Source organism: Streptomyces sp. NPDC029122, from assembly GCF_055569445.1.
On sequence record NZ_JBVHWK010000028.1, the window covers coordinates 13,611 to 39,674 of the forward strand.

General features: G+C 74.2%; 20 protein-coding genes. 14 read left to right on the forward strand and 6 right to left on the reverse strand.

All coding sequences use genetic code 11. The features are described 5' to 3' along the window. Positions 1 to 126 precede the first annotated feature (126 nt). Together ACZ4WZ_RS27035 and ACZ4WZ_RS27040 are read right to left on the reverse strand one after the other, a co-directional pair. Positions 127 to 702, reverse strand: coding sequence for a hypothetical protein (locus ACZ4WZ_RS27035; RefSeq protein ID WP_467894228.1), 576 nt, complete (start codon positions 700 to 702; stop codon positions 127 to 129). A 1-nt stretch (position 703) separates the two neighbouring features. Further along, entirely contained in the window at positions 704 to 1,246 is a 543-nt protein-coding gene (locus tag ACZ4WZ_RS27040) for a hypothetical protein (protein WP_467894229.1), read from the reverse strand. A gap of 128 nt (positions 1,247 to 1,374) precedes the next feature. Here ACZ4WZ_RS27040 and ACZ4WZ_RS27045 point away from each other — a divergent pair, with 128 nt between their 5' ends. Next, entirely contained in the window at positions 1,375 to 3,816 is a 2,442-nt protein-coding gene (locus tag ACZ4WZ_RS27045; protein WP_467894231.1) for a SpoIIE family protein phosphatase, read from the forward strand. Positions 3,817 to 4,191: 375 nt separating this feature from the next. Continuing rightward, a complete protein-coding gene (locus tag ACZ4WZ_RS27050; RefSeq protein ID WP_467894233.1) occupies positions 4,192 to 5,430 on the forward strand; it encodes an ATP-grasp domain-containing protein in 1,239 nt (412 codons plus the stop codon). A 25-nt stretch (positions 5,431 to 5,455) separates the two neighbouring features. Here ACZ4WZ_RS27050 and ACZ4WZ_RS27055 read toward each other — a convergent pair whose 3' ends face one another. After that, positions 5,456 to 6,424, reverse strand: coding sequence for a glycosyltransferase family 2 protein (locus ACZ4WZ_RS27055; protein WP_467894235.1), 969 nt, complete (start codon positions 6,422 to 6,424; stop codon positions 5,456 to 5,458). Between the two features lie 228 nt (positions 6,425 to 6,652). On the opposite strand from ACZ4WZ_RS27055, the gene ACZ4WZ_RS27060 reads away from it, so the two are divergent. From ACZ4WZ_RS27060 to ACZ4WZ_RS27075, 4 genes are read left to right on the forward strand one after another with little or no spacing between them, the layout of a single operon-like run. Beyond that, the gene (locus tag ACZ4WZ_RS27060) at positions 6,653 to 7,930 is read left to right on the forward strand and encodes an FAD/NAD(P)-binding protein (protein WP_467894236.1); all 1,278 of its coding nucleotides are present in this window, start codon (positions 6,653 to 6,655) and stop codon (positions 7,928 to 7,930) included. Beyond that, positions 7,927 to 9,759: an aminotransferase class I/II-fold pyridoxal phosphate-dependent enzyme gene (locus ACZ4WZ_RS27065; protein ID WP_467894238.1), complete on the forward strand. Its 1,833-nt coding sequence runs from the start codon at positions 7,927 to 7,929 to the stop codon at positions 9,757 to 9,759. Before ACZ4WZ_RS27060 ends, ACZ4WZ_RS27065 begins: the two co-directional genes overlap by 4 nt. After that, complete coding sequence (locus tag ACZ4WZ_RS27070) at positions 9,759 to 12,221, forward strand: HAD-IIIC family phosphatase (RefSeq protein WP_467894240.1); 2,463 nt, start codon at positions 9,759 to 9,761, stop codon at positions 12,219 to 12,221. Before ACZ4WZ_RS27065 ends, ACZ4WZ_RS27070 begins: the two co-directional genes overlap by 1 nt. Further along, positions 12,214 to 13,641, forward strand: a complete 1,428-nt coding sequence (locus tag ACZ4WZ_RS27075; RefSeq protein ID WP_467894242.1) for an SDR family NAD(P)-dependent oxidoreductase — start codon at positions 12,214 to 12,216, stop codon at positions 13,639 to 13,641. Before ACZ4WZ_RS27070 ends, ACZ4WZ_RS27075 begins: the two co-directional genes overlap by 8 nt. Positions 13,642 to 13,649: 8 nt before the next feature. Here the strand turns inward: ACZ4WZ_RS27075 and ACZ4WZ_RS27080 are convergent, their stop codons facing one another. Then, complete coding sequence (locus ACZ4WZ_RS27080; RefSeq protein WP_467894244.1) at positions 13,650 to 14,399, reverse strand: HAD family hydrolase; 750 nt, start codon at positions 14,397 to 14,399, stop codon at positions 13,650 to 13,652. A 59-nt stretch (positions 14,400 to 14,458) separates the two neighbouring features. Here ACZ4WZ_RS27080 and ACZ4WZ_RS27085 point away from each other — a divergent pair, with 59 nt between their 5' ends. From ACZ4WZ_RS27085 to ACZ4WZ_RS27105, 5 genes are read left to right on the forward strand one after another with little or no spacing between them, the layout of a single operon-like run. Further along, a complete protein-coding gene (locus ACZ4WZ_RS27085; RefSeq protein WP_467894246.1) occupies positions 14,459 to 16,360 on the forward strand; it encodes an amino acid adenylation domain-containing protein in 1,902 nt (633 codons plus the stop codon). Further along, a complete protein-coding gene (locus ACZ4WZ_RS27090; RefSeq protein ID WP_388937813.1) occupies positions 16,357 to 16,602 on the forward strand; it encodes a phosphopantetheine-binding protein in 246 nt (81 codons plus the stop codon). The genes ACZ4WZ_RS27085 and ACZ4WZ_RS27090 overlap by 4 nt, the downstream gene beginning before the upstream one ends. A 12-nt stretch (positions 16,603 to 16,614) precedes the next feature. Next, positions 16,615 to 17,934, forward strand: coding sequence for a condensation domain-containing protein (locus ACZ4WZ_RS27095; RefSeq protein WP_467894248.1), 1,320 nt, complete (start codon positions 16,615 to 16,617; stop codon positions 17,932 to 17,934). Continuing rightward, positions 17,927 to 19,159 carry an MFS transporter gene (locus ACZ4WZ_RS27100; RefSeq protein WP_467894249.1) on the forward strand — a complete coding sequence of 411 codons (1,233 nt, stop codon included), beginning with the start codon at positions 17,927 to 17,929 and terminating at the stop codon, positions 19,157 to 19,159. The genes ACZ4WZ_RS27095 and ACZ4WZ_RS27100 overlap by 8 nt, the downstream gene beginning before the upstream one ends. 58 nt (positions 19,160 to 19,217) lie before the next feature. Beyond that, positions 19,218 to 19,823: a hypothetical protein gene (locus ACZ4WZ_RS27105; RefSeq protein WP_467894251.1), complete on the forward strand. Its 606-nt coding sequence runs from the start codon at positions 19,218 to 19,220 to the stop codon at positions 19,821 to 19,823. Positions 19,824 to 19,829: 6 nt separating this feature from the next. Here ACZ4WZ_RS27105 and ACZ4WZ_RS27110 read toward each other — a convergent pair whose 3' ends face one another. Together ACZ4WZ_RS27110 and ACZ4WZ_RS27115 are read right to left on the reverse strand one after the other, a co-directional pair. Further along, complete coding sequence (locus ACZ4WZ_RS27110) at positions 19,830 to 20,798, reverse strand: hypothetical protein (RefSeq protein ID WP_467894253.1); 969 nt, start codon at positions 20,796 to 20,798, stop codon at positions 19,830 to 19,832. 5 nt (positions 20,799 to 20,803) lie between these two features. After that, on the reverse strand, positions 20,804 to 22,546 hold the full coding sequence (locus ACZ4WZ_RS27115) for a hypothetical protein (RefSeq protein ID WP_467894255.1): 1,743 nt from the start codon (positions 22,544 to 22,546) through the stop codon (positions 20,804 to 20,806). 245 nt (positions 22,547 to 22,791) lie between these two features. Here ACZ4WZ_RS27115 and ACZ4WZ_RS27120 point away from each other — a divergent pair, with 245 nt between their 5' ends. The 3 genes from ACZ4WZ_RS27120 (at position 22,792) to ACZ4WZ_RS27130 (ending at position 25,900) form a co-directional block, all read left to right on the forward strand. Next, positions 22,792 to 24,975: a CHAT domain-containing protein gene (locus tag ACZ4WZ_RS27120; RefSeq protein WP_467894256.1), complete on the forward strand. Its 2,184-nt coding sequence runs from the start codon at positions 22,792 to 22,794 to the stop codon at positions 24,973 to 24,975. A gap of 6 nt (positions 24,976 to 24,981) precedes the next feature. Next, a complete protein-coding gene (locus ACZ4WZ_RS27125; RefSeq protein ID WP_467894258.1) occupies positions 24,982 to 25,341 on the forward strand; it encodes an NTP pyrophosphohydrolase in 360 nt (119 codons plus the stop codon). 253 nt (positions 25,342 to 25,594) lie between these two features. Continuing rightward, complete coding sequence (locus tag ACZ4WZ_RS27130; protein WP_467894260.1) at positions 25,595 to 25,900, forward strand: hypothetical protein; 306 nt, start codon at positions 25,595 to 25,597, stop codon at positions 25,898 to 25,900. The last annotated feature ends 164 nt before the right edge of the window (positions 25,901 to 26,064 follow it).

A 26,064-nucleotide genomic window follows, 5' to 3' on the forward strand; every position in this document is an offset into this window, starting at 1 on the left:
TCTTCCCTCCCCTCCCCCCCTCCCCCCCCCCCCCCCCCCCCACCCCCCCCCCCCCCCCCCCCCCCCCCCCCCCCCCCCCCCCCCCCCCCCCCCCCCCCGCTCCCGTACGGTTCCGCCGGCGCGTCCTCAGGTCTTCAGCAGCCGGTTGAAGAACGACCGGTACTGCTGGAGCGCCATCCGCAGGTCCTCCGTGGCGACCTCACCTCGCTGCCACTGGCCCTCCAGGTCCTGCTTGTGCGCCGCGAACGTTCCGGCGAGGTTCTGCATCAACTCGGCGACCAGACCGTCGGCCGAGGTGACCGCGTCCTTGGGGTCGTCGACGAAGCGGCCCTGGATCTCGCCCCACGCGGTGCGGTACCGCTCGGCCTCCTCGGCCGACAGCAGCGGCTGGTCCTCCCCCGCGTCCGGCTCCACGGGCTGCTCCGCCGTGCCCTCGTCGCCCGCGCCGGCCATGCCTCCGGCGCCCGCGACGGCCGTGACGTCGTCGTCGCGGCCGGCCAGGCCTTCGTCGTCCCGGCCGGCGACGCTCTCGTCCGCGTCGTCGGCCCCCCGGACGCCTTCGTCCGCGCCGCCGGAGAGGGTGGCCCCGGCCGCCTCGCCGGGGTAGACCGGCACGTCGCGCCCCTCGGTCTCCTGGCCCGCGAGGTCCTCCGTGCTCAGGGGGGTGCGTTCGGCCGACTCGTTCTCGTCATGGTTGCGCATCTCACCGGCTCCTCTGATCCGTGAGCAGTTCCTCGAACAGGGCGCGGTAGTGCACCATCGCACCCCGCAGCTCCTCCGTCGTCGCACGGCCGTCCACGCTCCGCGCCCGGACGTCGTGCGCCGCCCGGTAGTGCTCCAGCGTCCGGCCGTGTTCGACCGACAGGTCGCGCACCGCTCCCTGGTACCCCTCCGTGGGGTAGCCGCGCTCCCGCATCAGCCGGGAAACGAGGTCATCGGCCTCCTCGACGGCACCCGCCGGCCGGTCCACGAAGTGTTCCTGGACGCCGGTCCACTGCTCGGCGTAGTGGCGCCTGCGGTCCGGGGGGAGTTCCTTGATGTCGAGTTTGTCGTGCCGTGCCTCTCGGGCGCGCAGTTCGCGGTCGGCGGCCATCGTGCCGCCCTTCTCCTCGACCGTGCGCTCGTATTCCGGTCCGAAGCGGTCGCGCAGATGACGTCGCCGTGCCAGCAGCCACATGATCGCGGCGAGGGCGATCACCACGACCACCGCGACGACGATGACCGCCATGAGTGTGCTTGTGGACATCCTGGGCCTCCGTCCCGGGGCCTTGTACCCTATGGCGCGGCTGCCCGCCCTGCCTGCGGACAAACCCGACACGGGGCGGCGCCGCCGTTCCGTACGCCCTCCGGAGAGGTGCGTGGCATCCTCGACGTATGGAGGGCGAGTCCGTGCTTCGCGCTGACGGTGACGCCGCGGCCCCTGAGGTGCTGGCGCTGGCCAAGGTGGTGGCCAAGCTGCGTGCCGAGGTGGTCGACCTGGAGGGCGTGGCTTCGGTGACGGCCGTCCTCGAGCGGGCCAAGGGCGTGGTGATGGCCCAGGCGGACGTCCCGGCGGACGCCGCCCACGAGCTGCTGCTCGCCCGTGCCGTCCAACACGGGCGCAGCCTCCTGGAGGAATGCTGGATCACCCTGGGCCGCACGGGCAGGGGCCCCGCCGACGCGCCGCCGCGGGCGGCCGGGCCCGCCCGGACGGAGTCGCCGGCCCCCGAAGCGCCGGAGCCGGACTCCGGCTCGGTCTTCCGCACGGGCCGGTTCGTCATCGGCGCGGGACGCCCCGCCGGGAACCGGCGGATCCTCGCCGGGCTGGCCCGGGAGCTGGCCGGCGTCCGCACCGCGGACGGGGTCGCGGAGCTGCTGCGCTCGGCTCTCGGCGAACCGGAGGACGTGGACGCGGTGATGATCTACACCGTGTCCCCGGCCGGCAGCCTGGAGCTGGCGGGCCACGCCGGTGCCGGCGACGCGACGGCCGAACGGTGGAGCCACATCCCGCCGCTCAGCGGCGTCGCCGCGCTGGAAGCCGCCGGCACCGGCGAGGCGGTCTGGCTGGAGGACCCGGACCAGGACGGCAGCCGGTACCTGCTGATCGGCGATCCCCCCGAACGCTGGCCCTCGCGGGCCTGGCTCCCGGTCCCCGGCAACAGGCCGGTGACGGCGGTCGTCGGATTCTTCCGCACCCGGCACGGCCCCTTCGACGCCCGCAGCCGCACCCTGCTCAGGCGGGCCGTCCGGCTCTGCGGCGGGCTCCTGCGCGAAGACCACCGGCTCCGCGGCCCCGGCCCGCTGGACGCGGACGTGGACGCCGTCCAGACCGTCTTCGACGCCTTGGCCGGACCCGCGGTCCTGCTCACGCCGCTGCGCTCCGCCTCCGGGGAGGTCGAGGACTACCGGATCGAGGCGGCGGCGTCGGAGTCGGTGGACGTGGCGGGCCGGCGCGGCAAGGAACTGGTCGGTCGGCGGATCCTGGAGACCTACCCGACGGTGGCGGGCACCCCCCTGTGGGAGGGGTACCTGGAGACGCTGGCCACGGGCACGGTCTACGAGGGCGAGCCCTTCGTCTACGAGGAGGTCACCGCCGGGGTGCCGCAGCAGTCCGTGTACTCCGTGCGCGCCGCCCGGCTGGGGGACCGGCTGGTGGTCTCGTGGATCCGCCACGACACGAGCGAGCGCGAGACCCGCAGGCTGGCCGACATGCAGCGGCTGGGGAACCTCGGCTGGGCCGGCTGGAACCTGGTGACGGACACCATCACCTGGTCCGACCAGGTCTACGCGATCTTCGACCGGGATCCGGCGCTGGGCCCGATGAAGCTGGAGGAACTGCCCCGGCACCTGCTCCCCGAGGACCTGCCCCGACTGTCCTCGGCGGCGCGGCGGCTGCTGGGCGACGGCAGGGCGATCGACCAGTCGTTCAGGATCACCACCCGCCACGGAGTACGGCACCTGAGGATCGTGGCGGAGGCACAGACGGACGCGGACGGCAGCCCGGTCGAGGTGCACGGCTTCTTCCAGGACATGACCGCGCAGCGGGACACGGAACAGGCCCTGCTGGAGAGCGAACGCGCCAACCTGGTCCAGCGCGGCATGCTGAAGGCCGAACGCGCCCTCGCCGCCCGCCTCCAGGACACCCTCCTGCCGATCCCCCAGCAGTCGCTGGAGCTGGCCGGGCTGCGCGTGGACGTCGCCTACGTGCCCGCCGACAGCGGAGTCAACGTCGGAGGTGACTGGTACTCGGCGATCGAACTCCCCGACAAGAGCGCCCTGTTCGTCGTCGGAGACGTCGCCGGACACGGCCTGAGCGCGGTCGGCACCATGGCCCAGCTGCGGTTCACCACCAAGGGCATGACCATCACCGGCTCCCCCCTCCCGGACGTCCTGCGCCTGCTGAACGCCCTGCTCATGCACACGGCGGGGGAGCAGTACAGCGCCACGGCCACGATGGTGATGGGCCGCTACCAGCCCTGGGACCACCGGCTGACCTGGGTGCGCGCCGGCCACCTGCCGCCGCTGCTGATCCGGGGCGGCGAAGCGCGCTACCTGCCGCAGCCCGAGGGCAGCTTGCTGGGGGCCGCGTTCGACGCCACGTACGGCCAGGACACGATCGACCTGCTGCCGGGAGACCACCTGCTGCTCTACACGGACGGTCTGGTGGAGAACCCGGGCGAGGACATCGAAGAGGGCCTCGCCCGCCTGGCCGCGACCGCCCTGCGCCTCCTCCGGGAGGGCCGGGGCGACACCCTGGCCCGCTCGCTGGCGGCGCTGCGGCCGGGCAACCGCGACGACATCTGCGTCCTCGACGTCAACGTCCCCGAGGAGGCCTGACCCGCTGCCCGCCGTCGGCGATATCGAGCCGCGGGCCGGTCGTCGCGGGCGGGCCGTGGGCCGGGCAAGCGTGGCCGGACGGCGTGCTGGACGCTCCCGCCGGCCGCATCGGCGCGCTGCGCTGCGCGATCGTGAGCCCCCCGCGTCCAGGTGGAGATCAAGCGGATGACGCCGGTCTGGATTCCGGGCCGGCCCCGCCGCGCGCAGGACGCGGAGGACATCGGCCGTCCGGAGGAAGCCCTGCGGACCGGGCCGCGTCCGGCGTGACCCGCCCCGGCGTCAGGCCGGAGCGGGGCCGGTGAAGTGGCGCGGGCGTCGACGAGGGCTCGACGGGACCTCGAGCCGGCTGCCGGGCGGCCCGCCTAGCGTGGGCGCATGCGCAAACTTCCCCTCCTCGCAGTGGTGTTCGACCGTGGGTCGGCCGGATACATGGAGGTCCTCGCCTCCGCCCGCAAGCTGTGTTCCGTCGTGTTCGTCTGCGACGAGGACCTGCCCGGCTCGGCCGGTGTCGTGCGCCGGCTCGGCGAGGTCGCCCGGGTGCTCGACGTCACCGGGCTCACGCCCGACCGGCGCCGCGCCGCTCTCCGGGAGCTGCGCCCCGACGGCATCACCACCTTCAGCGAGTACCGCCTCGCGGCCACGGCGGAGCTGGCCCGGGCCTGCGGACTGCCCTTCCACGCCCCGGAGGTGGTGGCCGGCCTGGTGGACAAGGAGCGGCAGCGGGCGAGGCTGCGCGAGGCCGGCGTCCAGTCGACCCGTTGCGTGGCCGTTCGGACGGTGGCGGAGGTGGCGGCGGCCCTTGACGGGGTCGGCCTGCCGGCGGTCCTCAAGCCGCGCAGCGGCGCGGGCAGCGTGGACACCTGCCGGGTCGACGGTGTCGAACAGGCCCTGGCGGTCGCCGCCGACTTCCTGGCCGACGGGAACGCGGAGTTCGTCGTGGAGGAGCTGCTGGCCGGGGACCCGGACGCCGCAGGACCCGGATTCGGTGACTACGTGTCGGTGGAGTCCGTCAGCTCGGCCGGCACCGTCCGCCACGTCTGCGTGACGGGCAAGCTCCCGCTCGCCGAGCCCTTCCGGGAAACGGGCATGTTCCAGCCCGCCGCCCTGCCCGAGCCGCTGGCCGGCCAGGTGCTCGAGCTGACGGACGCCGCCCTGCGCGCCCTCGGGATCACCGACGGCGTCACCCACGTGGAGATCAAGCTGACCCCGGACGGCCCCCGGCTGATCGAGGTCAACGGCCGGATGGGCGGCTACGTGGGAGCCCTGCTGCGGCGCTCGACGGGCTTCGACCTGCTGCGCGCCGCGCTCCGCGCCGCCCTCGGTCTTCCCCTGGAGATCCCGGAACTTGCCTTCGCCGGAGTGGAGTTCGTCTACTTCGTGACTCCGCCCGCCGATGCCGGTGCCACCCTGGCCGGGATCCGGGGGCTCGACGAGGTGGCCGGCATGAAGGAGGTCTGGCAGGTCAAGGCCGACGCCGCGGCGGGCCGTGCCCTGCACTGGCGCGCCGGTACGGAGGGCCACCTGGGCACCGTGCACGGCACCGCCGCCGACCACGACCGGCTCCGGACCGTCCTCGGAGCCATCGACACGGCCATCCGGCTCGACTACGCCTGACCGCACCCGGACCCGCACCCGCCGGTCACAGCGGGATCGTGGGGTCCAGCGGCTCCCGCAGCCGTCGTGCCACCAGGGCCCGTACCGGCGCGGCCAGCGGAGCCAGATCCCACCAGCGGCCCGGGAACATCAGCCGGAACAGCCGGAGGTTGCGCAGCGCCACCGCCGTCGGCCGCAGCGGCACGCACGACACCAGCAGCGCCGTCCGCAGGGCGCGCAGGTGGTGCGCGGGGCGCCGCGAGGCCAGCAGCGACTGGGCGAAGGCGTTGCGGTAGGCCCACCACATCATCTCGTGACGCTCCGCGCCGATCTGCATCCGGGTGTTCGGCTCGCCCGCGTGCGGGTCCGCCGAGTGCGCGAGGCCGGCGGCGATGTGGTGGACGTACGGGTACCGGTCGGCCACCCGCCACAGCAGGGTGCCGTCCAGCCCGAGCCCGTGGCTGAACTCGAACGGCAGGTTGCTGGGCAGCTCGTCCTGGAAGACGTCGAGCAGATCGGCCCTGCGCATCAGGGTGCAGGAGGCACTGACGGGCACCTGGTCCTCGACCGTGGCCGACCGCACCAGGAACTCCAGCGACGACATCCGCCCCTCGCGGTGCCGGTAACAGGTCTGCGGCTGCTCGTAGTGCCACGTCATCGCCGTGAACACGAATCCGGCGCGCGGGGACCGGTCGAGCACCTCCACCGAGCGCTCCACCGCGTCCGGGGATATCCAGTCGTCGGAGAAGAGGAGCTTGACGTATTCCCCCTCGCTCAATTCGAGGGCGCGACGCCAGTTCAGGACCCGCGACAGCAATGAATCGTTGCGGTACGCCCGGACCCGCGCATCGGATTCCGCGATTTTCGTGATGACGTCCCAGGTTTCGTCCGTACTCGCATTGTCAACGACGACGACTTCAATATCGCTATAAGTCTGTTCGAGGGCGCTGCGCACGGCGCGCTCCACCTCCGCAGGCCGGTTGTACACCGGGATACAGATGCTGACCTTGGCCATCGCGCGCTCCCTTTCGTCGAGTCGGCACATTGAAGCACAGTCCGTCAACCGACGGCCCGATGAACGGACATGACCATTCGTGGCCTCCGCGATCAAGCTGTGTTGACTTATCGTTCACCCCGTGTTTGGTTTATTCGGCGATCAGTTCAGCCATTCCCGGCCCAACTCGTGCACACACCGCAGGCGGTTATGCCGGGACGGAGAACCATGCTCTTGGGGGAATCTCTCTTGCCGTCTGCCGACCACTCCTTCGGCTTTGTGTTCTGCGGTGGAGGACCCGCAGCACTCGGCCCGGTCATCACCGCCGCCCGCTCCGGCCGCCTCGACGAGCTGCTCGGCCGGGGCATCGCCCTCGTCGAACCCGGACCCGTCGGACCCGGCGGCCTCGCCCACTACCGCATCGGCGCCAACTCCCTCGGCGGCCCCTTCCTGGAGTGCCTCGACGGCCTCGGCGACACCGGCCCGTTCGCCGCCCTCCACGACCTGCCCGAGACCCGCCTGCTGAGGGCCCACGCCGACGACCACCCGCCGCTGTCGGTGGTCGCCCCCTTCCTGACCCGCCTCGGCGCCGTCGTGGCCGGCCTGCTGGAGGCGCACTCGCGCTGCGAAGTCCTGCGGGACCGCGCCCGGTCCGTCCGGCTCACCCCCGACGGCGTCGTCGTCACCACCGGCTCCGGCCGCGGGATCACGGCCCGGCGCGCCGTGCTCGCGACCGGCGGCCGCCCGCTCACCGGGTACGCGGACGCCGAGGTGGCACCCGGCCTGGAACTGGCCCCCCACCGCGACAAGGTCGTGCACTCCTCGTCGCTCGTCGACGCCCGCCACACCCCGCCCCCCGCACGCGGCAAGGCCGTCGTCGTGGGCGGCTCGCACAGCGCCTGGTCGGCCGTCGACCTGCTGCTGGCGGGGGACACCGACGGGATCACGGTGATCCACCGCACCGCACTGCGGCTGTGGTACGACAGCGCGGACGAGGCCCGCGCCGACGGGTACGCCTTCGACCCAGAGCTCGACGTCTGTCCGGTCAACGGCCGCGTCAACCGCTACGGGGGCCTGCGCGGCCGCGCCCACGAGCTGGCCAGGGCCGCGCTCGGGCTGCCCGGCGCGGCCCCCGCCCCCGTGCGCCTGCTCCGCGCCGGCGACCCGCGGGACACCGAAGCGGCCCACAAGGCGCTCGCCGAGGCCGACGTCATCGTCATGGCCAACGGCTTCGAGGCCGACCTGCCGCCCCTCCACCATGCCGACGGCACCGCGCTCACCCCGGCCACCGGCCCCACCGGCACCGTCGTCACGGACCGGGGCCACCTCGTGGACGTCCACGGCACGGCCCACCCCCGGCTCGTCGCATACGGGCTGGGAGCCGGACTGGCCCCCTCCGCCGACATCGGCGGCGAACCGAGCTACACCCGCAGAGCCGACGGAGTCTGGCTCTACCAGCACGACATCGGCGAGATCGTCCTCGACGACCTGCTGCACACCACGACCACGGGGGAGAACCACACATGAAAAGGCCGACCAGGGCAGTCGTCCTCGCCGCGGGACTGGGCCGCCGTCTCGGGCTCGACCACGCCAAGCCGCTGCTCCCGGTGGCCGGCACGCCCATCCTGCTCCGCACGCTCGACAGCCTCGCCGCCGCGGGCGTGCGCGAGGCCGTCCTCGTCGTCGGCCACCTCGCCGACGAGGTGCGCGCCGCGGTCGGGGAGACCCACGCGGGCATGAGCGTCACGTACGTCCACTCCGACGCCTACCGCACCACCAACAACGCCTACTCGCTGTGGCTGGCCCGCGAACAGCTGGACCAGGACGTCTACCTCGTCGAGGGCGACATGGTCTTCGACCCCGAACTGCCCCTCGCCCTCGCCGCCGCGGACGGCGAGGTGATCACCGCCGTGGCTCCGTACCGCCCTCCGATGAACGGCACCGTCGTCACCCTCGGCGCCGACGGCACCGTCTCGGCGATGCTGCTGCCCGCCCAGCAGGGTCCCGGGATCGACCTCGGCGAGACCTTCAAGACCGCCAACGTCCACCTGCTGCGCGAGCGCTACCTGCGCGAGGAGTTCGTACCCGCGCTCACCGCCCTGATCGCCGACGGCGGCCACGGCGCCTACTACGAGCTGGTCATCGCCGACACCGTCACCGGCGGCCGCTTCCCCGTCCACGGCGTCGACTGCGGGCACCTGCGCTGGTACGAGGTGGACGACCTGACCGACCACGCCGCCGCCGAGTACCTCTTCGCCGACGACGACGACCGGCTGACCATCCTGGAGAACCTGCACGGCGGCTACTGGCGCTACGACCTCGTCGACCACCGCCTCCTGTACAACCTGTACTTCCCGCCGGCGTCCCTGGTGGACGAGCTCGCCCACGACTTCCGCGACGCCCTCGTCCACTACCCCGTGGGCCACTTGCCGCTCCAGCAGCTCCTCGGAGCCGCGATCCGCCAGCCCGCCGACCGCCTGGTCGTCGCCAACGGCGCCTCCGAACTCATCAAGATCCTCGGCGGCCTGCTGGGCCGCGTCGGGCTCGTCGTCCCGGGCTTCAACGAGTACGAGGCCGTCTTCGACGAGGCCGACATCCACCGCATCCACCTGCCCGCCCCGGCCTTCACCATGGACCCCGCACGGGTCGCCGAGGAGGCACGGCGGGCCGGCGTGGCCGCCGTGATCATCACCTCGCCCAACAACCCCACCTCGATGGCCGTCCCGCGCGCCGACCTCGTCACCCTGGCCCGCCTGCTGGCCGCCGCCGGGATCCGGCTGGTCGTGGACGAGTCCTTCGTGGACTTCTGCGCACCGGGCCACAGCCTGGAGCCCGACCTCGCCGAACTGCCCGGCCTGACCGTCGTCAAGAGCATGAGCAAGGTCTACGGCATCGGAGGACTGCGCCTGGGCTACCTGCTCTCGGCCGACCTCGGCTTCGTCGCCGACGTCCGCGCCGCCCTGCCCATCTGGAACGTGAACGGCTTCGCCGAATCCTTCCTGCGGCTGCTGCCCCGCTACCGGGACGCCTTCGCCGCCAGCTGCGCCCAGGTCCGGCGCGACCGCGACGAACTCGCCGGCCTGCTCGCGGCCCTGCCCGGCGTCACGGTCTACCCCCCGGACGCCAACTACGTGATGCTGCGCCTGCCGGAGGGCACCTCCGCGCTCGACGTGGTCAGGCGCACCTTCTCCGGCCACGGCATCCTCATCAAGGACTGCGGCGGCAAGTCCATGCCGGACGGCGACCGCTACCTCAGGGTGGCCTGCCGCGCCCCGCAGGAGAACGCCCGGCTGGCCGACGCGCTCGCCGCCGTCATGGCCGAACGGCCCACCCCCCTGGCCACGGGAGCCTCCTGATGCCCGCCGCGTCCCGCCGGGACGAGATCCACGCCGCGCTGAAGTCCGTACTGCGCCCCCACGACCGCCTGATGGTGCTGCACTCCAGCCTGTTCGCCTTCCGCACCCCCGCCGAGGGGCTGCGCGGCGACCTGCTCGCCGCACTGCGCGCACTCGTCGCCGAGGGCATCACCGTCGCCCTGCCCGCCGTCACCTTCGAGTTCTGCCGGACGAAGGAGTACCACCACCGCACCTCCGCCCCCAACACCGGCGTCCTCGTCGAATGGTTCCTCGGCCTGCCCGAGGTCCGCCGCACCCCCCACCCCGTGTACTCCTTCGCCGTGGCCGGCCCCCTGGCCGACGAGCTGACGGCCTGCCCGCCCGACACCGCCTTCGGAGCGGGCACCGTCTTCGAGGTGTTCGAACGCCACGACGCGCGGATCGTCACCCTCGGCGCCGAATGGAACTCCTGCACCCAGGTCCACCGCTACGAGGAGCTCGGCAAGGTCCCGTACCGCCACCCCATGACCGTGAGCGGCACCGCCGACTTCGGCGCCGGGCCCGTCACCGTGGACCTCGAGATGATCGTCCGCGACACCGCTCTGAACTCCACCCTGGACTTCACCCCCGTCTTCGACCGGTTGCGCGAGGACGGCGCGCTCGCCCGCACCGGCCTGTGGGGAGCCGCCGTGGAGGCGGTGTCCACCCGGGAACTGGCCCGCACGTGCGACGAGCTCATCACCGCGGACCCGTACGTCCTGGTCCGCGAACCCCGCGTGATCGAGCACCGGGCCCGCCAGCTGGCCGCCCCGCCCGTACGGCTGGCCCTGCTGGGCACCCGCAACCTGGAGATCCTCGCCGCCGAGGTCAGCGCCGAGGGACGGCGGGTCCTCGGCTCCGCGCCGCACACCGTCTACGCGCCCGCGTACGGCACGCTCGCCCGCGAGATCCACGACCCGGCCTCCGGCCTGCGCGGATTCGACCCGCACGTGAGCTTCTTCACCGACCGGCTGGAGGACGTCCTCGCCTCCGACACCCTCGGCCCCGCCGACGGCGAACGCCTCGCCGAGGCGATGGAGCACTACACCGGCCTGGTCCGCGCCTACGCCGAGACCACCGACCGCCCCGTCTTCGTCCTCTCCTTCGCCCCCCTCCAGCCCTCCCCGCTCTCCACGGGCCCCCTGCTGCGCGAGGCGGACCGGCTGCTGCGGAACGCCCTCGACGGCCACGAACACGTCCACGTCGTCGAACTGTCCGAGATCATCGCCCGCGCCGGCGGCGGCCCCCTCGTCGACCAGCGGCTGTGGCTGGTGGGCCGCGTCCCGTACGGCGCCGCCCTGAGCCGGGCGCTGGCCCGCAGGTTCTGGGGACTCACCCTGTCGGTGACCGGCCGCACCGCGCGGGTCATCGTCACCGACCTCGACAACACCCTGTGGCACGGGGTCGTCGGCGAGGACGGCATCGACGGCATCCAGATCGGCACCGACCACCCGGGCAACGCGCACAGCAGGCTCCAGCGCGCCCTCAAGACCCTGCGCGAACAGGGAGTCGCGCTGGCCATCAGCAGCAAGAACGACGAGGACCTCGCTCTGCGCGCGATCCGGGAGCACTCCGGGATGGTGCTGCGCGAGGACGACTTCGTCGCGACGGAGATCAGCTGGCGGCCCAAGGCCGAAGCCATCGCCGACATCGCCGAACGCCTCAACGTGGGCCTCGGGCACGTGCTGTTCCTCGACGACAACCCCGTGGAGCGCGCCCGCGTCCGGGAGTTCCTGCCCCAGGTGATCGTGCCGGAGCTGCCCGAGGACCCCGCCGGATACGCCGACGCCCTGCTCGACAATCCCTATACCACCGTGTTCAACGTGACCGCCGCCGACCGGCGCCGCACCGAGCAGTACCGCGCCCGCGAGAAGGTGGAACGCCAACGGCGCGGCTTCGAGCGGATCGAGGACTTCTACGCCTCGCTCGGCACCGAACTGCACATCAGCCCCCTGACCGAGGGCAACACGGCCCGCGCCGAACAACTCTGCGCGAAGACCAACCAGTTCAACACGACGACCCGCCGGTACACCCGCGCCGGACTGCGCCGCCTCGCCGAGGCTCCCGACTCGGACGTGTTCGTCCTCGCCGTGGCCGACCGGTTCAGCGCCCGCGAGGACCTGGGCCTGCTGGTGCTCACCCACCAGGGCACCGAGAGCACCGTGGACACCTACCTGCTGTCCTGCCGCGTCCTGGGACGCGGCGTCGAGGAGGGCGCGCTGCGCTGGCTGGCGGCGTCCCTGTCCGCCGGCGGACGCACCCGCCTGCACGGGCTCGTCACCCCGACCGAGCGCAACGCGCCCTGCCGCTCCGTGTTCGCGGACGCCGGCTTCGGACCCGGAGCGGCCGAGGGGACCTGGCGGCTGGACCTGACCGGCGAGCACCACGCCCCCGCGTGGCTGCGGATCGTCGACCACACCGAGGCGGAGAACCACCGTGCATGACGTCGAACCGGGCGACATCGCCCACAGCAGCCACACCTTCACCGCAGCCGAGTTCACGGCCTTCGCCGCCGTCACCGGAGACCACAACCCCCTGCACCACGACGCCGGACACGCCGCCGAGACCGAGTTCGGCACACCGATCGTCCCCCTCGTGATGACCCTCGGCCCGGTGTCCGCGCTGATCGGCATGGTGCTGCCCGGGCCCGGGGCGGTCATCCTCGGCACGGAGTTCCGCCCCGTGCGCCCCGTCTCCTTCGGCCGGCCCGTCCACTACTCGCTGCGCGTGACCGCGGTCAGCGGGGCCGGCGTACTGACCTGCCGGGTGCTGGCGTACCAGGACCGCGAGGTCGTACTCGAGGGGGAGGTGCGCAGCACCGCGCGCGCCCCGCGCCCGCGCCCCGACGCGACCACCGGCGGACTGCTGATCCCGGCCGACGCTCCCCGTACCGCCGTCGTCACCGGCGCCGCCGGGGACATCGGCTCGGCCGTCGCCCGTGAACTGGCCCGCCAGGGCTGGGACCTGGCGCTCGTGCACCGCGGCGGCGCCGAGGAACTGATACGGCAGTGCGAGGAGGCCGGGGCCGCCGTGCACTCGGTGACGGCCGACCTCGCCGACCCCGCCGCCCGCGGGGCCGCCGCCGGGAAGCTCTCCGCGCTGCGACCGGCCGCCCTGGTGCACGCCGCCGCCGCACCGCTGGCCGCCGGCCACGCCGCACACATGGAGGTGGGCTACGCGGCACTGCGCGACCTGGCCGACGCGGTCCTCGACGGGATGCTGCTGCGCCAGCGCGGAAGCGTCGTCCTGATCGGCTCGGAGGCCGTCCGCTACCACCCGCGCGGCTGGTCGGACTACGTCGCCGGCAAGGCCGCCGCCGAGAGCGTGCTGCACGGCATCGACCGCCACCACGGCGCCCACGGCATCCGCGCCGTCGTCGTGGAGCCGGGCTACGTCCAGGGCCGCTACTCGGCCGGTGTACGCCCCGAAGGGCTCGGCCTGCTGCCCGAGGAGGTGGCCGAGGTCGTCGCCGCCGAGGCCGCCGATACGGACGCCCCCGCGCGGCGGGTGTGGCTCACCACGGGCGGCGCCACCCGCTTCGCCCTCGACGGCACCCCCGAGGGCACCGCCGCACCGTCACGGGACGGCGCCCCGGCCCCGCATACGGCCGCCTCCGCACCGGTTCCCGCGCCCGGGGACCTCGCCGACCGGGTGGAGGCCGCCGTGCGCGGGGTCCTGGGCCCGGGTGTCGACGTACGCGGCGGCGGGGTCGGGCTCACCCCGGGCTGGGACTCGCTGGGCCAGCTGCAGATCGTCCTCGCGGTGGAGGCGGAGTTCGGCATCCGGCTTCCCGCCGCCGCCCTCACCGGCGCCGGCCGCTTCGACCGGCTGGTCCGGGTCGTCGCCGAGCAGGCCGGGTCGTGAGCGTGCGGTCAGTTCCAGCAGGGGCAGGCCACGGGGCGGGCGGTGAACGCCTTGTCCCGGTCCGGCTCGGCGGCGACCCGTCCGGCCGGCGGAACCAGGGTGAAGTCGCCGGCCGGGTCGACCTGGTCGAAGGAGGCGAACAGGTGGGTGCGCGGGAACCAGTCGCCGAACGGCGTCGTGGCCGCGCCGATGCCGATGAACTCGCTGCCCGTCGCCACGGCGGCCCTTACGTCCCAGGGACCGTCACCCACGCACACCACCCGCTCGAAGCCGCCGCCGTGGCGCTCGACGGCCTGGTGGACGGCCTCGCGCACCACGTGCTCGCGGAAGGTGTGCTCGCTCGCGGTGGACACCGGCCCGCCGGCCCCGCCGCCCAGCGGCACCAGCTTGGCCGCGGTCACCTCCCGCAGGCCGCCCGTGGCGAAGGCCACCGCGTACGCGCCGTCGGCCTCCAGCGCCCGCAGGAAGGCGGCGGCGCCCGGTATCTCCTCGACGCCCTCGCGGGCGGTGACGGCCAGGAAGTGTTCGTGCAGCAGGCCGGCGAACCGCTGGACCTCGGCCTCGCCGGGGAGGCGGCCGGTGTTGTGGCGGAAGACCTCGCGGAAGATCCACGAGTCGGTGTGGTGGGCGTAGCCGCCCCACGCCGAGTCGATGTCGGTGAGCCCGCAGTCCTCCAGCGCCGCGTGGAAGGCGGCCTGGTGGGGGGCGACGCTGCGCAGCAGCGTGCCGTCGATATCGAAGACGATCAGGGTGGTCATGTCCTGCTCCCTCGGTCGGCTGTACGCACTTTTCAAGATCGTAGGGGAAGGGGCTGGACATGCCGTCGAACGTGACCGGGCACACCGCCCGGGTGATCCGGCTGGAAGCGGAAGCCGTCGCGGCGGCCGAAACGCTCGCGCGGGCGGCGGGGACCACGGCCGAGCGGGTCCTCGGCACGGCGTGCGCGGCGCTGGTGGCGCGGCTGTGCCGGTCCGACAGCGAGACCCTCGCCGCCGGGCCGGCCGCGGGCGCGGCGGCCGACGGACCGTCCGCCCTGCGACGGCCCGACGGCACCGCCGAGTTCCCCCTCACCGGCGTGCCGGACGACATCGCCGCCGCGATCGCCGACGCGGCGGGACCCTTCGTCGCCGCCGCCCTGGCCGAACCGGGCCGCCCGCTCGGCGAGCTCGACCTGACGGACGAGACCCACTGGAAGCAGCTCTCGGCCTGGTCCGGCGAGGACACCGGTCCCGTCGAAGAACCGGTGCACCGGATGTTCGCCGCCTGGGCGGCCCGCCGGCCCGACGCCGTCGCGGTGTCCTGGGAGGGCGGCTCCCTGACCTACCGCGAGCTCCTGGAGTACGCCAACGGCATCGCCGGCGCGCTGCGGGACCGCGGCATCGGCGCCGGGGACGCCGTGGGGCTGCTGTTCGAGCGGAGCGCGGAATCCGTGGCGGCGACCGTCGCCGTGGCGATGGCCGGGGCCACCGCCGTGCCGCTCGACCCGCACTACCCCGAGCCCCGGCTGCGCCTGATGCTGGAGGGCCCGGCGGTGGCCCTCACCCTGACGGCCGGGCCCCCCGGGGCCGGAGCCACCGGGCTGCCGGGGGCCACCCTCAGCGTGCTGGGCATCGCCCCCCGCGCCGAAACCCCGGACGCACCGGCCCCCGAGGTGGCCACGGTGATGTACACCTCCGGGTCGACCGGGCAGCCCAAGGGCGTCCGGCTCACCCACCGGGGCATCGCCCGTCTCACCCGCGACGAACGGATCGACTTCGGCCCCGGCGACGCGGTCCTGCACCTGGCGCCCGCCACCTTCGACGCGGCGCTGCTGGAGGTGTGGTGCACCCTGGCCCGGGGCGCCCGCCTGGAGGTCGCCCCGCCCGGCCCGCTGACCCTGACCGAGCTGGCCGACCTGATCACCGCACGGGAGGTCAGCGCGCTCTGGCTCACCGCCGGACTGTTCCACCAGCTCGCCGAGCACCGCCCCGACGCCTTCGCGGGCGTACGGCGGCTGTTCACCGGCGGCGACGTCGTCTCCCCGCACCACGTCGCCACCGTACTGTCCCGCCACCGCGCCCTCACCGTGGTCAACGGCTACGGCCCCACCGAGAACACCACCTTCACCTGCTGCCACCCGCTGCGGGAACCCCCGTCGCCGGGAGCGGCCACCGTCCCCATCGGCACCCCCGTCCGCGGTACCCGGGTGTACGTGGTCGACCGCGCCGGGCACCCCGTCCCCCCGGGCGTACCGGGAGAGCTGTGGGCGGCCGGGGACGGCCTGGCGGCCGGATACCTGAACCTGCCGGAACAGACCGCCGAGCGCTTCCCCGTCCCCGGCTCCGGACGGCTGCGCGGCATCCGCTGCTACCGCACCGGAGACCTCGCCCGCTTCCGGCCGGAGGGAACCCTGGAGTTCCTCGGCCGCGAGGACGGCCAGGCCAAGATCAACGGCCACCGGATCGAACCCGGTGAGATCGAACAGGCCGTCCTCGCCCAGCCCGGTGTGCGCGGCGCCTGCGTCCTCGTGGAGAGCGACCCCCTCGGCGGCAAGCGGCTCGCCGCGTACATCGAGGGTGACGACCGGAGGCTGGCCAAGGCCGTCCGCGCGGGCCTGCGCGCCGCCCTGCCGGCCTACCTGGTGCCCGCCCGCTACATCGTCATCGACAGGCTTCCGTTGACCGCCAACGGAAAGATCGACAGGAACCGGCTGCGCGCCGGAGAGAGCGAGTCCCGATGAACACCCCCGTACGGGAGACCGTGGAGCGGATCTGGTCCGAGGTCCTCGGCACCGCCATCGACGAGGAGTCCGACTTCTTCCTCCTCGGCGGCCATTCCCTGCTCGCCACACAGATGGTGGCCCGGCTGGAGGCGGCCCTGGGCGTCCGGGTCACCATGCGCGAGGTCCTCGAGTACCCCGAGTTCGGCGAGTTCGCCGACCTGGTCGCCGAGCGCGCCGCCACCGGCCTCCCCACCGCCTAGGAGCACACGCACATGTCCGCACCACTGTCCCTGCCGACCCTGAGCTACCAGGAGGGCCGGCTGCTGATGGACGAGCGCGGCCGCGCCCTCGGCGTCCCCTCGGTCCGTACGATCTCCCAGGCCTACCGGGTCCGCGGGCCGCTGGAGCTGCCCCTGCTCGACCAGGCCCTGGCCCGGCTGGCGCAGCGCCACGAGGCACTGCGCACCCGGTTCGACGGCCCCCGGCGGCAGACCGTGCACCCGGCCGTCACCCTGCGCGCCGAGGTGCACGACGCCCACGGCGACGAGGCCGCGGCGGTCGCCCTGGTGCGGACCGAGGCGGACCGCCCGCTCCCCGCCGGACTCGACGAGCGTCTGAGGGTCAGCGTGGTGCGCGTCGAGGACGAGGACCACTTCGTCGTCCTCGTCTTCGACCACCTCGTCGTCGACGGCTGGGCACGCGGCGTGCTCACCGACGAACTCTCCGCCCTCTACGGGGAGCTGGCGGCCGGCCGGGAGGCGCGGCTGCCGGAGGTCGCGTACGCCTACCGGGACCACGTTCGCGAACAGAGCGGCCTGCTGGCGGGCCCCGACGGCGAGCGCATGATGTCCTTCTGGCGCGAACGCCTGGCCGGCACCGGCGCGATACCCCGCCTGGACGTTCCCAAGCGGGAGCCCGGTGCCGCGCCGGAAGGCGGCTACCAGCTCCGCCGGCTGTCCCCGGAACGCGTCGCCGCGATCCGGGGGTTCGCGGCGCGGGAGCGGGTCACCCTCTTCATGCTGGTGCTGTGCGCCCTCAACGTCGCCCTGCGCGAGCACACCGGCAAGGACGACCAGGCCGTGGCGGTCAACGTCTACAACCGGGAGACGGAGGGCCGAGAGAACCTGGTGGCCCCGCTCGCCGAACTCCTCGTCGTACGCAGCGACCTGTCCGGCGCCGAGACCTTCCGGGCCGCCCTCCGCCGCGTGCGCTCCGACAGCCTCGACGCCCAGGAGAACGCCGCCGTCCCCTTCGCCGAACTGGTGAAGGCCTTCAACCCGCAGGAGTACGCCGACCCGGACGCCCCCATCGGCGTCGTCCTCAACATGCTGTACTCCCAGCTCCACGGCGGCGGCCTCGACCTCGCACCCGCCACCACCACCCCCTTCCCCCTGTCGGACGAGGGCTTCCGCCCGCGCAGCGAGCTGATGCTCGTCGGGGAAGCGGGCGGCGACGAGCTGACACTGGCGGCGTACTACCAGGCCGACCGGCTGCCCGAGGCCTTCGTCACCGGCCTGCTGGACCGCCTGGTCGCCCTCCTGCAGACCGTCGTCGGCGAACCGCTGCTGCCGCTGGACGGCGGCCGTGACTGACCGCCGCGACGAGGGCCTGCTGCGCGCCGCGTTCATCGTCTCCACCTGCGGGGACTGGGTGTTCCGCTTCGCGCTGCCGCTGCTGGTGCTCCAGCTGACCGGTTCGGCCTTCCTGGCCGCGTTCACCTACGCGCTGGAGTTCGTCCCGTACGTCCTGGTCGGGCTGTTCAGCGGGGTGGTCGCCGACCGGGCGGACCGGCGCCGCCTGATGACCGGCTGCGACCTGTGCTCGGCCGTGGTGGTCGGCGGGATCGGCCTGCTGTGCCTGCTGGACAGCCCGCCCGTGTCCATGGTGTACGTCGCCGCGTTCGTGCTGGCCTGCATGCGCCCGCTGTACTTCCCCGCCTTCCAGGGCTTCCTGATGGAGCGGGTCCCGCAGGAGCGGCGCGCGGTGATGAACGCGTGGGTCCAGGGGTCGGAGAGCCTGCTCAACATGCTCGGGCCGATCGCCGGCATCAGCGTCGTCGCCTTCCTCGGACCGGCGGCGGCCAGCGGCGTCAACGCCGTCTCGTTCGCCCTGTCGGCCCTCCTCGTCTTCCTCACCGCCGCCGCCCCGGCGAACGCCGCGAGGACCCCGCTGCGCGAGGCGGTGCGCGGCATGGGCCCCGACCTGCTCACGGGATTCCGGCTCCTGTTCGCCGAACCCGTGCTCCGGCAGGGCACCATCCTGCTGACCCTGACCAACTTCGCGGTGCACGCCGTCGAGGCGAACCTCGTGTACGTGGTCACGGACGCCACCGGCCAGTCGAGCTTCGTCCTCGGGCTGGTCGTCGCCGCCCAGGGCGCGGGAGCAGTGGCGGGCGCCGCCTTCGTGCCCCGGCTGCTGAAACGCTTCAGCGAGGGCCGGCTGCTGTCCGCCGGGATGGGGGCGCTCGCCGTGGCCCTGCTGGCCCCCGCCGTCACTGCGGACGTCCGGCTCCTCGCCCCGGCCTGGGCCGTGGCCGGCGCGGCGACCTCACTGATCGTGGTCGGCTGGTTCACGTACCGGCAGAAGGTCATCGACGCCGAGTTCATGGGCCGGGTGGTCGCCGTGAACCGGGCCGTCTCCTTCGCGGCGATCCTGCCGGCCGCGCTGCTGGGCGGCTGGGTGGCGGCCGAATTCGCGCCCGCCGCCCTGTTCGCCACCGCCGGCGTCGTGCAGGCGCTGGCCTGGATCGCCACGGTGGCGGGCCTGGTCGGCAGGGCGGGGCGTACACCCGCCCCGGTGATCATGAAAGCCGGATGATGGGAGAGAATGCCCATCACCGGACATGACCACCCGAAGAAGGACAGGAGCGCACCCGTTGAACGAGGAGATGCGCCAACACGCCCGGGAGTTCCTCCAGCCGGGGGAGCACCTCATAGCCGTCTGCTCCCACGACCTCGGACCGGGGGTCCCCGCCCCTCCCGAGTCGATGCTCGCGCCCCCGGAGCCGGCCGGCCTCCAGCAGCGGATCGAGGCGAGACTGTCCCGCCCGCTGCGCCAACTGGCCAAGCCCCGGGCGCTGGATCCCCGGCGGCCGAGGCCGGCCGGCGCGGCGGACGCCATCGGCCGGAAGCCCGAGGTGCCGGACGCCAAGGGCATGGAGGGCGGCTGGCAGAGCGCCGCCGGACACTTCCTCATCAGCCGGGCCAACGTACGCGGTCCGCTCACCTGCGTCCTCGCCCTCACCGACCGGCGGTGGTTCGCCCTCAGCGACGTGTCACCGCTGTGGCAGACGACGCCGGTGATGAAGCAGTACTGGGAAGTGCCCCGTTCGGCCGTGGCCGCCGTACGCGCCAACCCGGCCGGCGTCGCGCAGTTCGGCCGTATGGACATCGAGTTCACCGACGGCTCCTGGGTCGCCCTCCTCGCCACGGTCCCGGCGCACGCCACGCCCTTCGCCGCCGCCTCCGCCCGCTATCGCTGAACGCCTCTACGGCGTCGGGCAGTTGTACTGCTCGTCCAGCGGCACGGTGACGCAGTACACCCCCCGGCCGCGCGTCTCCTCCACCACGGCGGCGGGGACGGCGAACACGGCCGTCCGCGACCGGGGCATCACCACCGTGCCGATCCGGCGGACCAGCGAGGCGTTGTCGGAGGAGGCGTCGACCGCGTACAGGCCCACGGGCAGCCGCGTGCCGGGCCGGAAGCCGTGGACGAGGATGCGGTGGCTGCCCTCGTCCACGCTCATGCGGCCCGGCCTGTCAGGGAGTTCGACCGGATGGCCGTGCCGGGCGGAGAGCGCGCCCTGGGTCGCCCGGATCGTGAGCTCGCCCGCGGCGGCGAGGTCCTCGCGCGCCGTGTCGGGCGGCACGAACCACCACTTCTCGCTCTGCAGCACGCCGTTGCCCAGCTCGTGCACCGTCAGCTCGCGGTGGGCGAAGAGCGAGTCGGACGGTTCGAGCGTGCTGGAGGTCAGCGCGGAAGAGGTGGGCCGCGCCGTGGTCGTGTACTGCTTGCCGCCGGCCGTGACGGTCACTTCGACGGGCTCGCCGGGCGCGAATCCGTTCAGGCACAGCGCCACCTCGTCAGGGGTCAGCACCCCGTCCCGGCCGCGGATGTTCCCGATCCACACCGCGGGACCCTCGCCGGCCCCCGGGATCCGGCCCAGATCGGCGGCGCAGTCCGGGACGGCCCCGTCACCGGCCGCGAGGACCGTGATCTGCTGCGCCAGCAGCACGTCGGTGGCCGGGTCGGCGGTCACCGACGGTGACACGGACGACGAGACGGTCGGCGATACGGTCGGCGCGACCGAGGTGGCGTCGGCGGCGCGGCTCGTGGTGACCGGCGGAACGGGCACGTCGGTGGCACCGCCCGAGGTGCCGGAGGTCGACTCCGAGCCGCAGCCGGTGACGAGCCAGCCCAGCATGACGATGCCGGGGAGCAGGGTGCGTGGCCTCACGTGAATCAGGGTCCTTTCGACGGCCGGACGCCCGGCGGAGCCCCCGAGCAGGGAGCCCGCGCCGCCGTGGCCTGTTGCCGGAGCGCGTCCTCGATCTCCTCGTACCGCTGAGCGGTGATCTCCCCCTTGGCGCGGGCGTCGCGGAGCTGGCCGAGCGCCCCCCGCAGGTCCGCGCAGCCCGCCGCCAGGTCCCCGCCCCGGAATTCCCAGTCGGCCACGAGCGCCTGCCACAGGCCGCGCCGGGCGAAGCCGCGCTCCTCTGCGACCGCCTCCTTCATGGTGGCCACGGCCCCCGCCAGGTCCCCCCGCCAGAAGGCGTGCACCGCCGCGATGGAGGTGGCCAGCACCCGCAGCTCCTCGACCGCCGCCCCGCCCCCCTGGGCGGAGCGGACGCGCGCCACGGCCCGCTCGATCGTCCCGTCGTCCCGGACGAGCCGCGCCGTCACCCGGCACTGCTCCACCTGTGCCAGGTTCACCGACGCCCGCAGCCGCCCGGTCTCGGAGAAGGCCTCGTCCGCCGCGAGGGCGCGGAGCTCGGCGGAGGCGGCGGCCAGCGCCTCGGCGTCCACCGTTGCGGGGAGGCAGCTGGGCGCCGGGCCGAGCGCCAGCTGGTACCGCGTACCCGCCAGGCTGAGGCGGGCGCGCAGGCCGATCGGGCCGTCCGGGGCGATGGCCCGGTAGTCGGCGCGGGCCGCCTCGAAGTACGGTGCCCGCCCGGCCGCCGGGAGGCCGACGGCGATCTGCTCCAGGGCGTGCCCGCGGAACAGGCGCACCAGGTCGGCCGTGACGAACTCGGACCCGTCGTCGCGGGCACCGTCCGCCGCCGGCGCCAGCAGCCGGTCCAGTTCACGCCTGGCGTCGGCGACCCGGCCGGCCCGCCAGAGGTCGAGGGCATGGGTGAAGCCCGCCAGCCCGCGTGTGCGGCGGGCCAGTTCGGCGATCACGTGCCTGCGGCCGGTGTCGGAGTTCCAGTCCTGGTCGAGCCGGATCGGGCCGCTCAGGTACCACCCGGCGAGCTCGGGCGCGTCGAGCACCTGCGCGGCCCGTACGTACACGGCGGGCCGCAGCCCGATCTGCCCGGCGGAGTCGGCGGTGACCAGGCCGCCGACGACGATCCCGGCGTTGGTCTCGTCGACGAAGCCGGCCGTCCAGTCGTCCAGCTTCCGGCGGTCCCGGCCGGTTCCGGCGAGGACCTCCAGCGGAGGCGAGGTGGTCCGGGCGTAGTCCCGCGCCGTGCTGCCCTCCGGGAGCCGGTCCTCCAACAGCGTCGCGGTGAAGGCCTCCGACACGTCGTCCAGGACCCGCTGGTCGTGGCCCGGGCCGACGCCCGCGAAGCCGACCACGGCCACGTCCTGCGTCCCCGGCAGCCGGGCCAGCTCCGGCGGGGGCGGGCGCGGCCGGAAGACGACCACCAGGGCGGTGCAGGCGAGCAGGAAGGCTGCCAGGCCCGCGACGGAGAACCAGCGCGCCCGGCGGGACATCCCCGGCCGTTCCCTGAAGGCCTTCCTGACGGCGACGATCCCCCCGACCAGCACCGCGAACAGCAGGAGCCCGGAGGCCACGGGGCTGGAGTGGACGCCGAGCAGCTGGAGCAGCGGGCCCATGAGCGCCGAGAGCAGGGTGGTCGCGAGGGCCAGCAGGGCCAGCCCCCACGGCGGATTGCCGGAACCGCCGTCCGCGGGCCCGGGGGGCCGCGGCGGACGGTCGGCGGGGTTCTCCTCGGGGGCGTCCGGCCCGGGGCCGTCCACGGTGGCCTCCCTTCGGAACACGGTCGCGGCGCGCGGCGCGCGCACGGGCCGCCCCCACCCTCGGGGCAGAGGGCACGCGTCCGCGGGTGGCGCGCCCCGCCGGACCCGCACTCCCCACGTTCGGGGGAGCGGGCGCGGAGCTCCGCCGAGCGGGGCCCACGGCGGGAACGGTGGGATAATCCTGTGGGGGGACAGGTGCGGCGCACCCGGTACCCAAGCTCGGGGCGACTCGAAGGAGGAGCGTGGTGAGCACCCCCGCCGCTCACATCGCTGACCTGCCGGAGGGCACAGCGACGCCCTCCGGCCCCCGGCCCGCCCGCCACTCGGCGCCCGCACCGGCATCCGCCCCGCCGCCCCGCCCCGACGGCCCGGTCCTCGACATCAGCGTGGTCTGGGGCGACCTCGTCGAGGTACCCGCCGATCTGCACGTCACCGGGCACTACCGGTCGGTCGTCCCCGACGCGGCGGAACTCTCACTGGACCGCGCCATATCAGGCGGCCCCCGCCCGCTGATCACCGAGCACACCCGTCTCGGCTGGATCGACGCCCAGCTCGGGCAGGTCACCTACTTCCCCTGCGGGGCCGGCCCGATACGGTCGGCCGCGGTCATCGGCATGGGGCCGATGGGAACCCTCACCGAACGCCGCGCCGTCCAGCTGTACGCCTCCCTGCTGGGCGAGGCCGCCGCCGTCGGCCACGTGGCCACGATGGCGACCGTCCTCATCGGCTCGGGCGCGGGGAACCTCTCCGTCGGCCAGGCGGGCCGAGCCCTGGTACGGGGCTTCGCCGCCGCCCTGGCCTCCATGGGCCCGCCGGCGCCGCCACCCCGGCTCACCGAGGTCCTCGTCGTGGAGGTCGACCGGCTGCGCGCCGAACAGCTGCTGCTCGCACTGGCCGGCGCCGCGGCGAACCAGCCGCGGCTGCGGATCCGGCCCGACCTCCGCGAGGAGAGCGGTGGCCTGCTGCTCGCTCCCTCCGCCGCCGTGTACGCCCTGACCGCGCTGTCCGGACTCGCCCGCCCGGCGGATCCCGCCCCAGTGGACGCGGCCGCCGACCCCGCCGCCGGGCCCGGCGGACCTGATCCCCCCGCCGCCGAGCAGGCCCTGAGCACCGTACTGGCCGGATTCGAGCCCGGCATCCGCGACCAGGTCCGCGAGCAGCTGGCCCGTCTGGCGGACGTGGCGCGCACCGACCTCTCCCTGACGGTCCGCGGCCCCACCGCCCTCCAGGACGGCTCCGTACCCGTGCGGATGTCCGTCCAGTCGGGCACCGGCGGCCTGCGCTGGGCGGCCCTGACCAGGCGCGCCACCGTACCGGAACGCCTCGTCCCGGTGGACACCGACCTGCTGCGCGAGCTCGTGGACCGGCTGACGGAACCCACCGTCGAGGACGCGCGCGGCCTGCCCGACCTGCTCTCCCGCTTCGTCGTGCCCGCCGACTTCCAACGGCTGCTCACCGACGACGCCACCGTGCTGCTCGAACTGGACCGCGACACGGCCTCCGTGCCCTGGGAGTTCCTGACGGAAGTCCAGCAGGCCGGCGGTGAACGGCGCGCCCCCCTGGCCATCCGCACCCAGCTCTCCCGCCAACTGCGCACCACCTACTCGCGCGTGCTGACCGAAGGAACGGCGGACGGACCACTGCGCGCACTGGTGATCGGCGACCCGGGAGATCCGGAGACGGGCCTCCAGCTGCCGGGCGCCCGCAGCGAGGCCCTCGCCGTCGCAGCCCGGCTCTCGGCCCTGGGCGTCCAGGTCAACCTCTTCGTCGGCGCGGCGAACTCCACCCGCCAGCCGGGAGTGGAACCCGCCCGGCGGCTCGACGTCCTGCGGGCCCTGCTGTGCGGGCGCCACGACATCGTCCACTACTGCGGCCACAGCGCCTTCGAGGTCTCCGGCACCGGACGGCGCTCCGGCTGGGTCTTCGCCGACGGCCTGCTGACCGCCCAGGAACTGGCCCTGCTCGAACGGCCGCCGCTGATCGTCCTGGCCAACGCCTGCTACACGGCCCGCCTCGGATCCGCCGGCCCGGCCGGCACCCCCGCCGCGGAACCCGGCGCGGCCGCCCAGAGCCCGTGGGGCAACCCCCAGGCGGCCCTCGTACCCAGCCTCGCCGACGAGTTCCTGCGCATCGGGGTGGGCCACTACATCGGGGCTGCCTGGCGGATCCCCGACGACCAGGGGGTCTCCTTCGCCGAGCAGTTCTACACCCACCTGCTCGCGTCCGGTCCCGGAGAACCCGATCCGACCGTGGGCGCGGCCGTCCGGTCGGCGCGCAAGAAGCTCTACGAACAGCGTGCCGTGGAGGAGCGGGACCACGGCGCCGACCGGCAGCGGTGGAGTTCGTGGGCCGCCTACCAGCACTACGGGGACGCCTCCGAACCCTTCCTCCCCCCTCGTCCGGCCCCGGAGCCGACCGTGGCAGGATGACGGACCGTGACCGTACCCCTCACCCCTGTCCTGATCGTCGACGCGGCCAACGTCGTCGGCTCCGTGCCCGACGGATGGTGGCGCGACCGCAAGGGCGCCGCCGAGCGGCTGCGCGACCGGCTCGCCCGGCGGGACACCGGCGAGGAGGTCATCCTCGTCGTCGAGGGGGAGGCCCGCGGCATCGCGTCCGTGCCCGGAGTCCGGGTCGACTCCGCGCCCGGCAGCGGCGACGACCGCATCGTGGAACTCGCCGCCGCCCACGCCGGCCGCCCCTGCGTGGTGGTCACCGCCGACCGCGCGCTGCGCGAACGGGTGAAGGCGTACGGAGCCGACTGCGCGGGCCCCCGGACGGTGCGGCCCTCCTAGGCCGTCTCTTCCGGATCTTGCTCCCCCCGGCTCCCGCTGGGAGGCGCCCCCAGGTGCCGTGCGTCGCGAGGCGGAGGGGCGCCCGCGTACCGGACGTACTCGGGTGCCCCGACAACGCGGCGACCCGCGGGCACCCGTCCCTTCCCGGATGGACGCCCCGGAATGCACCGGCGATAGCGGCGGCTTAGCGTCGCAGTGCGATCCCGTGTGCCATCCGGCCGGGGCGCGCGCAGGCGGTCGAGAGGACACTCGCATGGCAGTCGTGATGACCTTTTCATGGCCCGAGATCACACCCGACGTGTACGACGCGGTGCGGAAGAAGGCGCGCTGGGAAGAGGACGCACCGGACGGGTGCGTGCTGCACGCCGCCTGGTTCGTCGACGGCGGCCTCAACGTGATGGACATCTGGGAGTCGGAGGACCACTTCAACCGGTTCATCGAGGCCAGGATCGCCCCTGTGCTCAAGGGCGAACTGGGGGTGCAGAGCGACCCCGAGCCGAGGTTCCACCCCCTGTACCGGCGCTTCGTCGCCCCTGGCGTCAGCGGCGCCAGCTCCTGAGGTACACCCTCCGCTCGGGGCCGCGTCAGCGGACACCGCTTCCCGCCACGCGCGGGGCTTCCCCCGGGCAAATTCCCGGCCGCGCACTAGGCTGGTGGGCCGTTCTCCGCCGGACCGGAACAACCCGGGCAGACTCGGGCTCCGCCGGCGCCCCGGACGCGTCC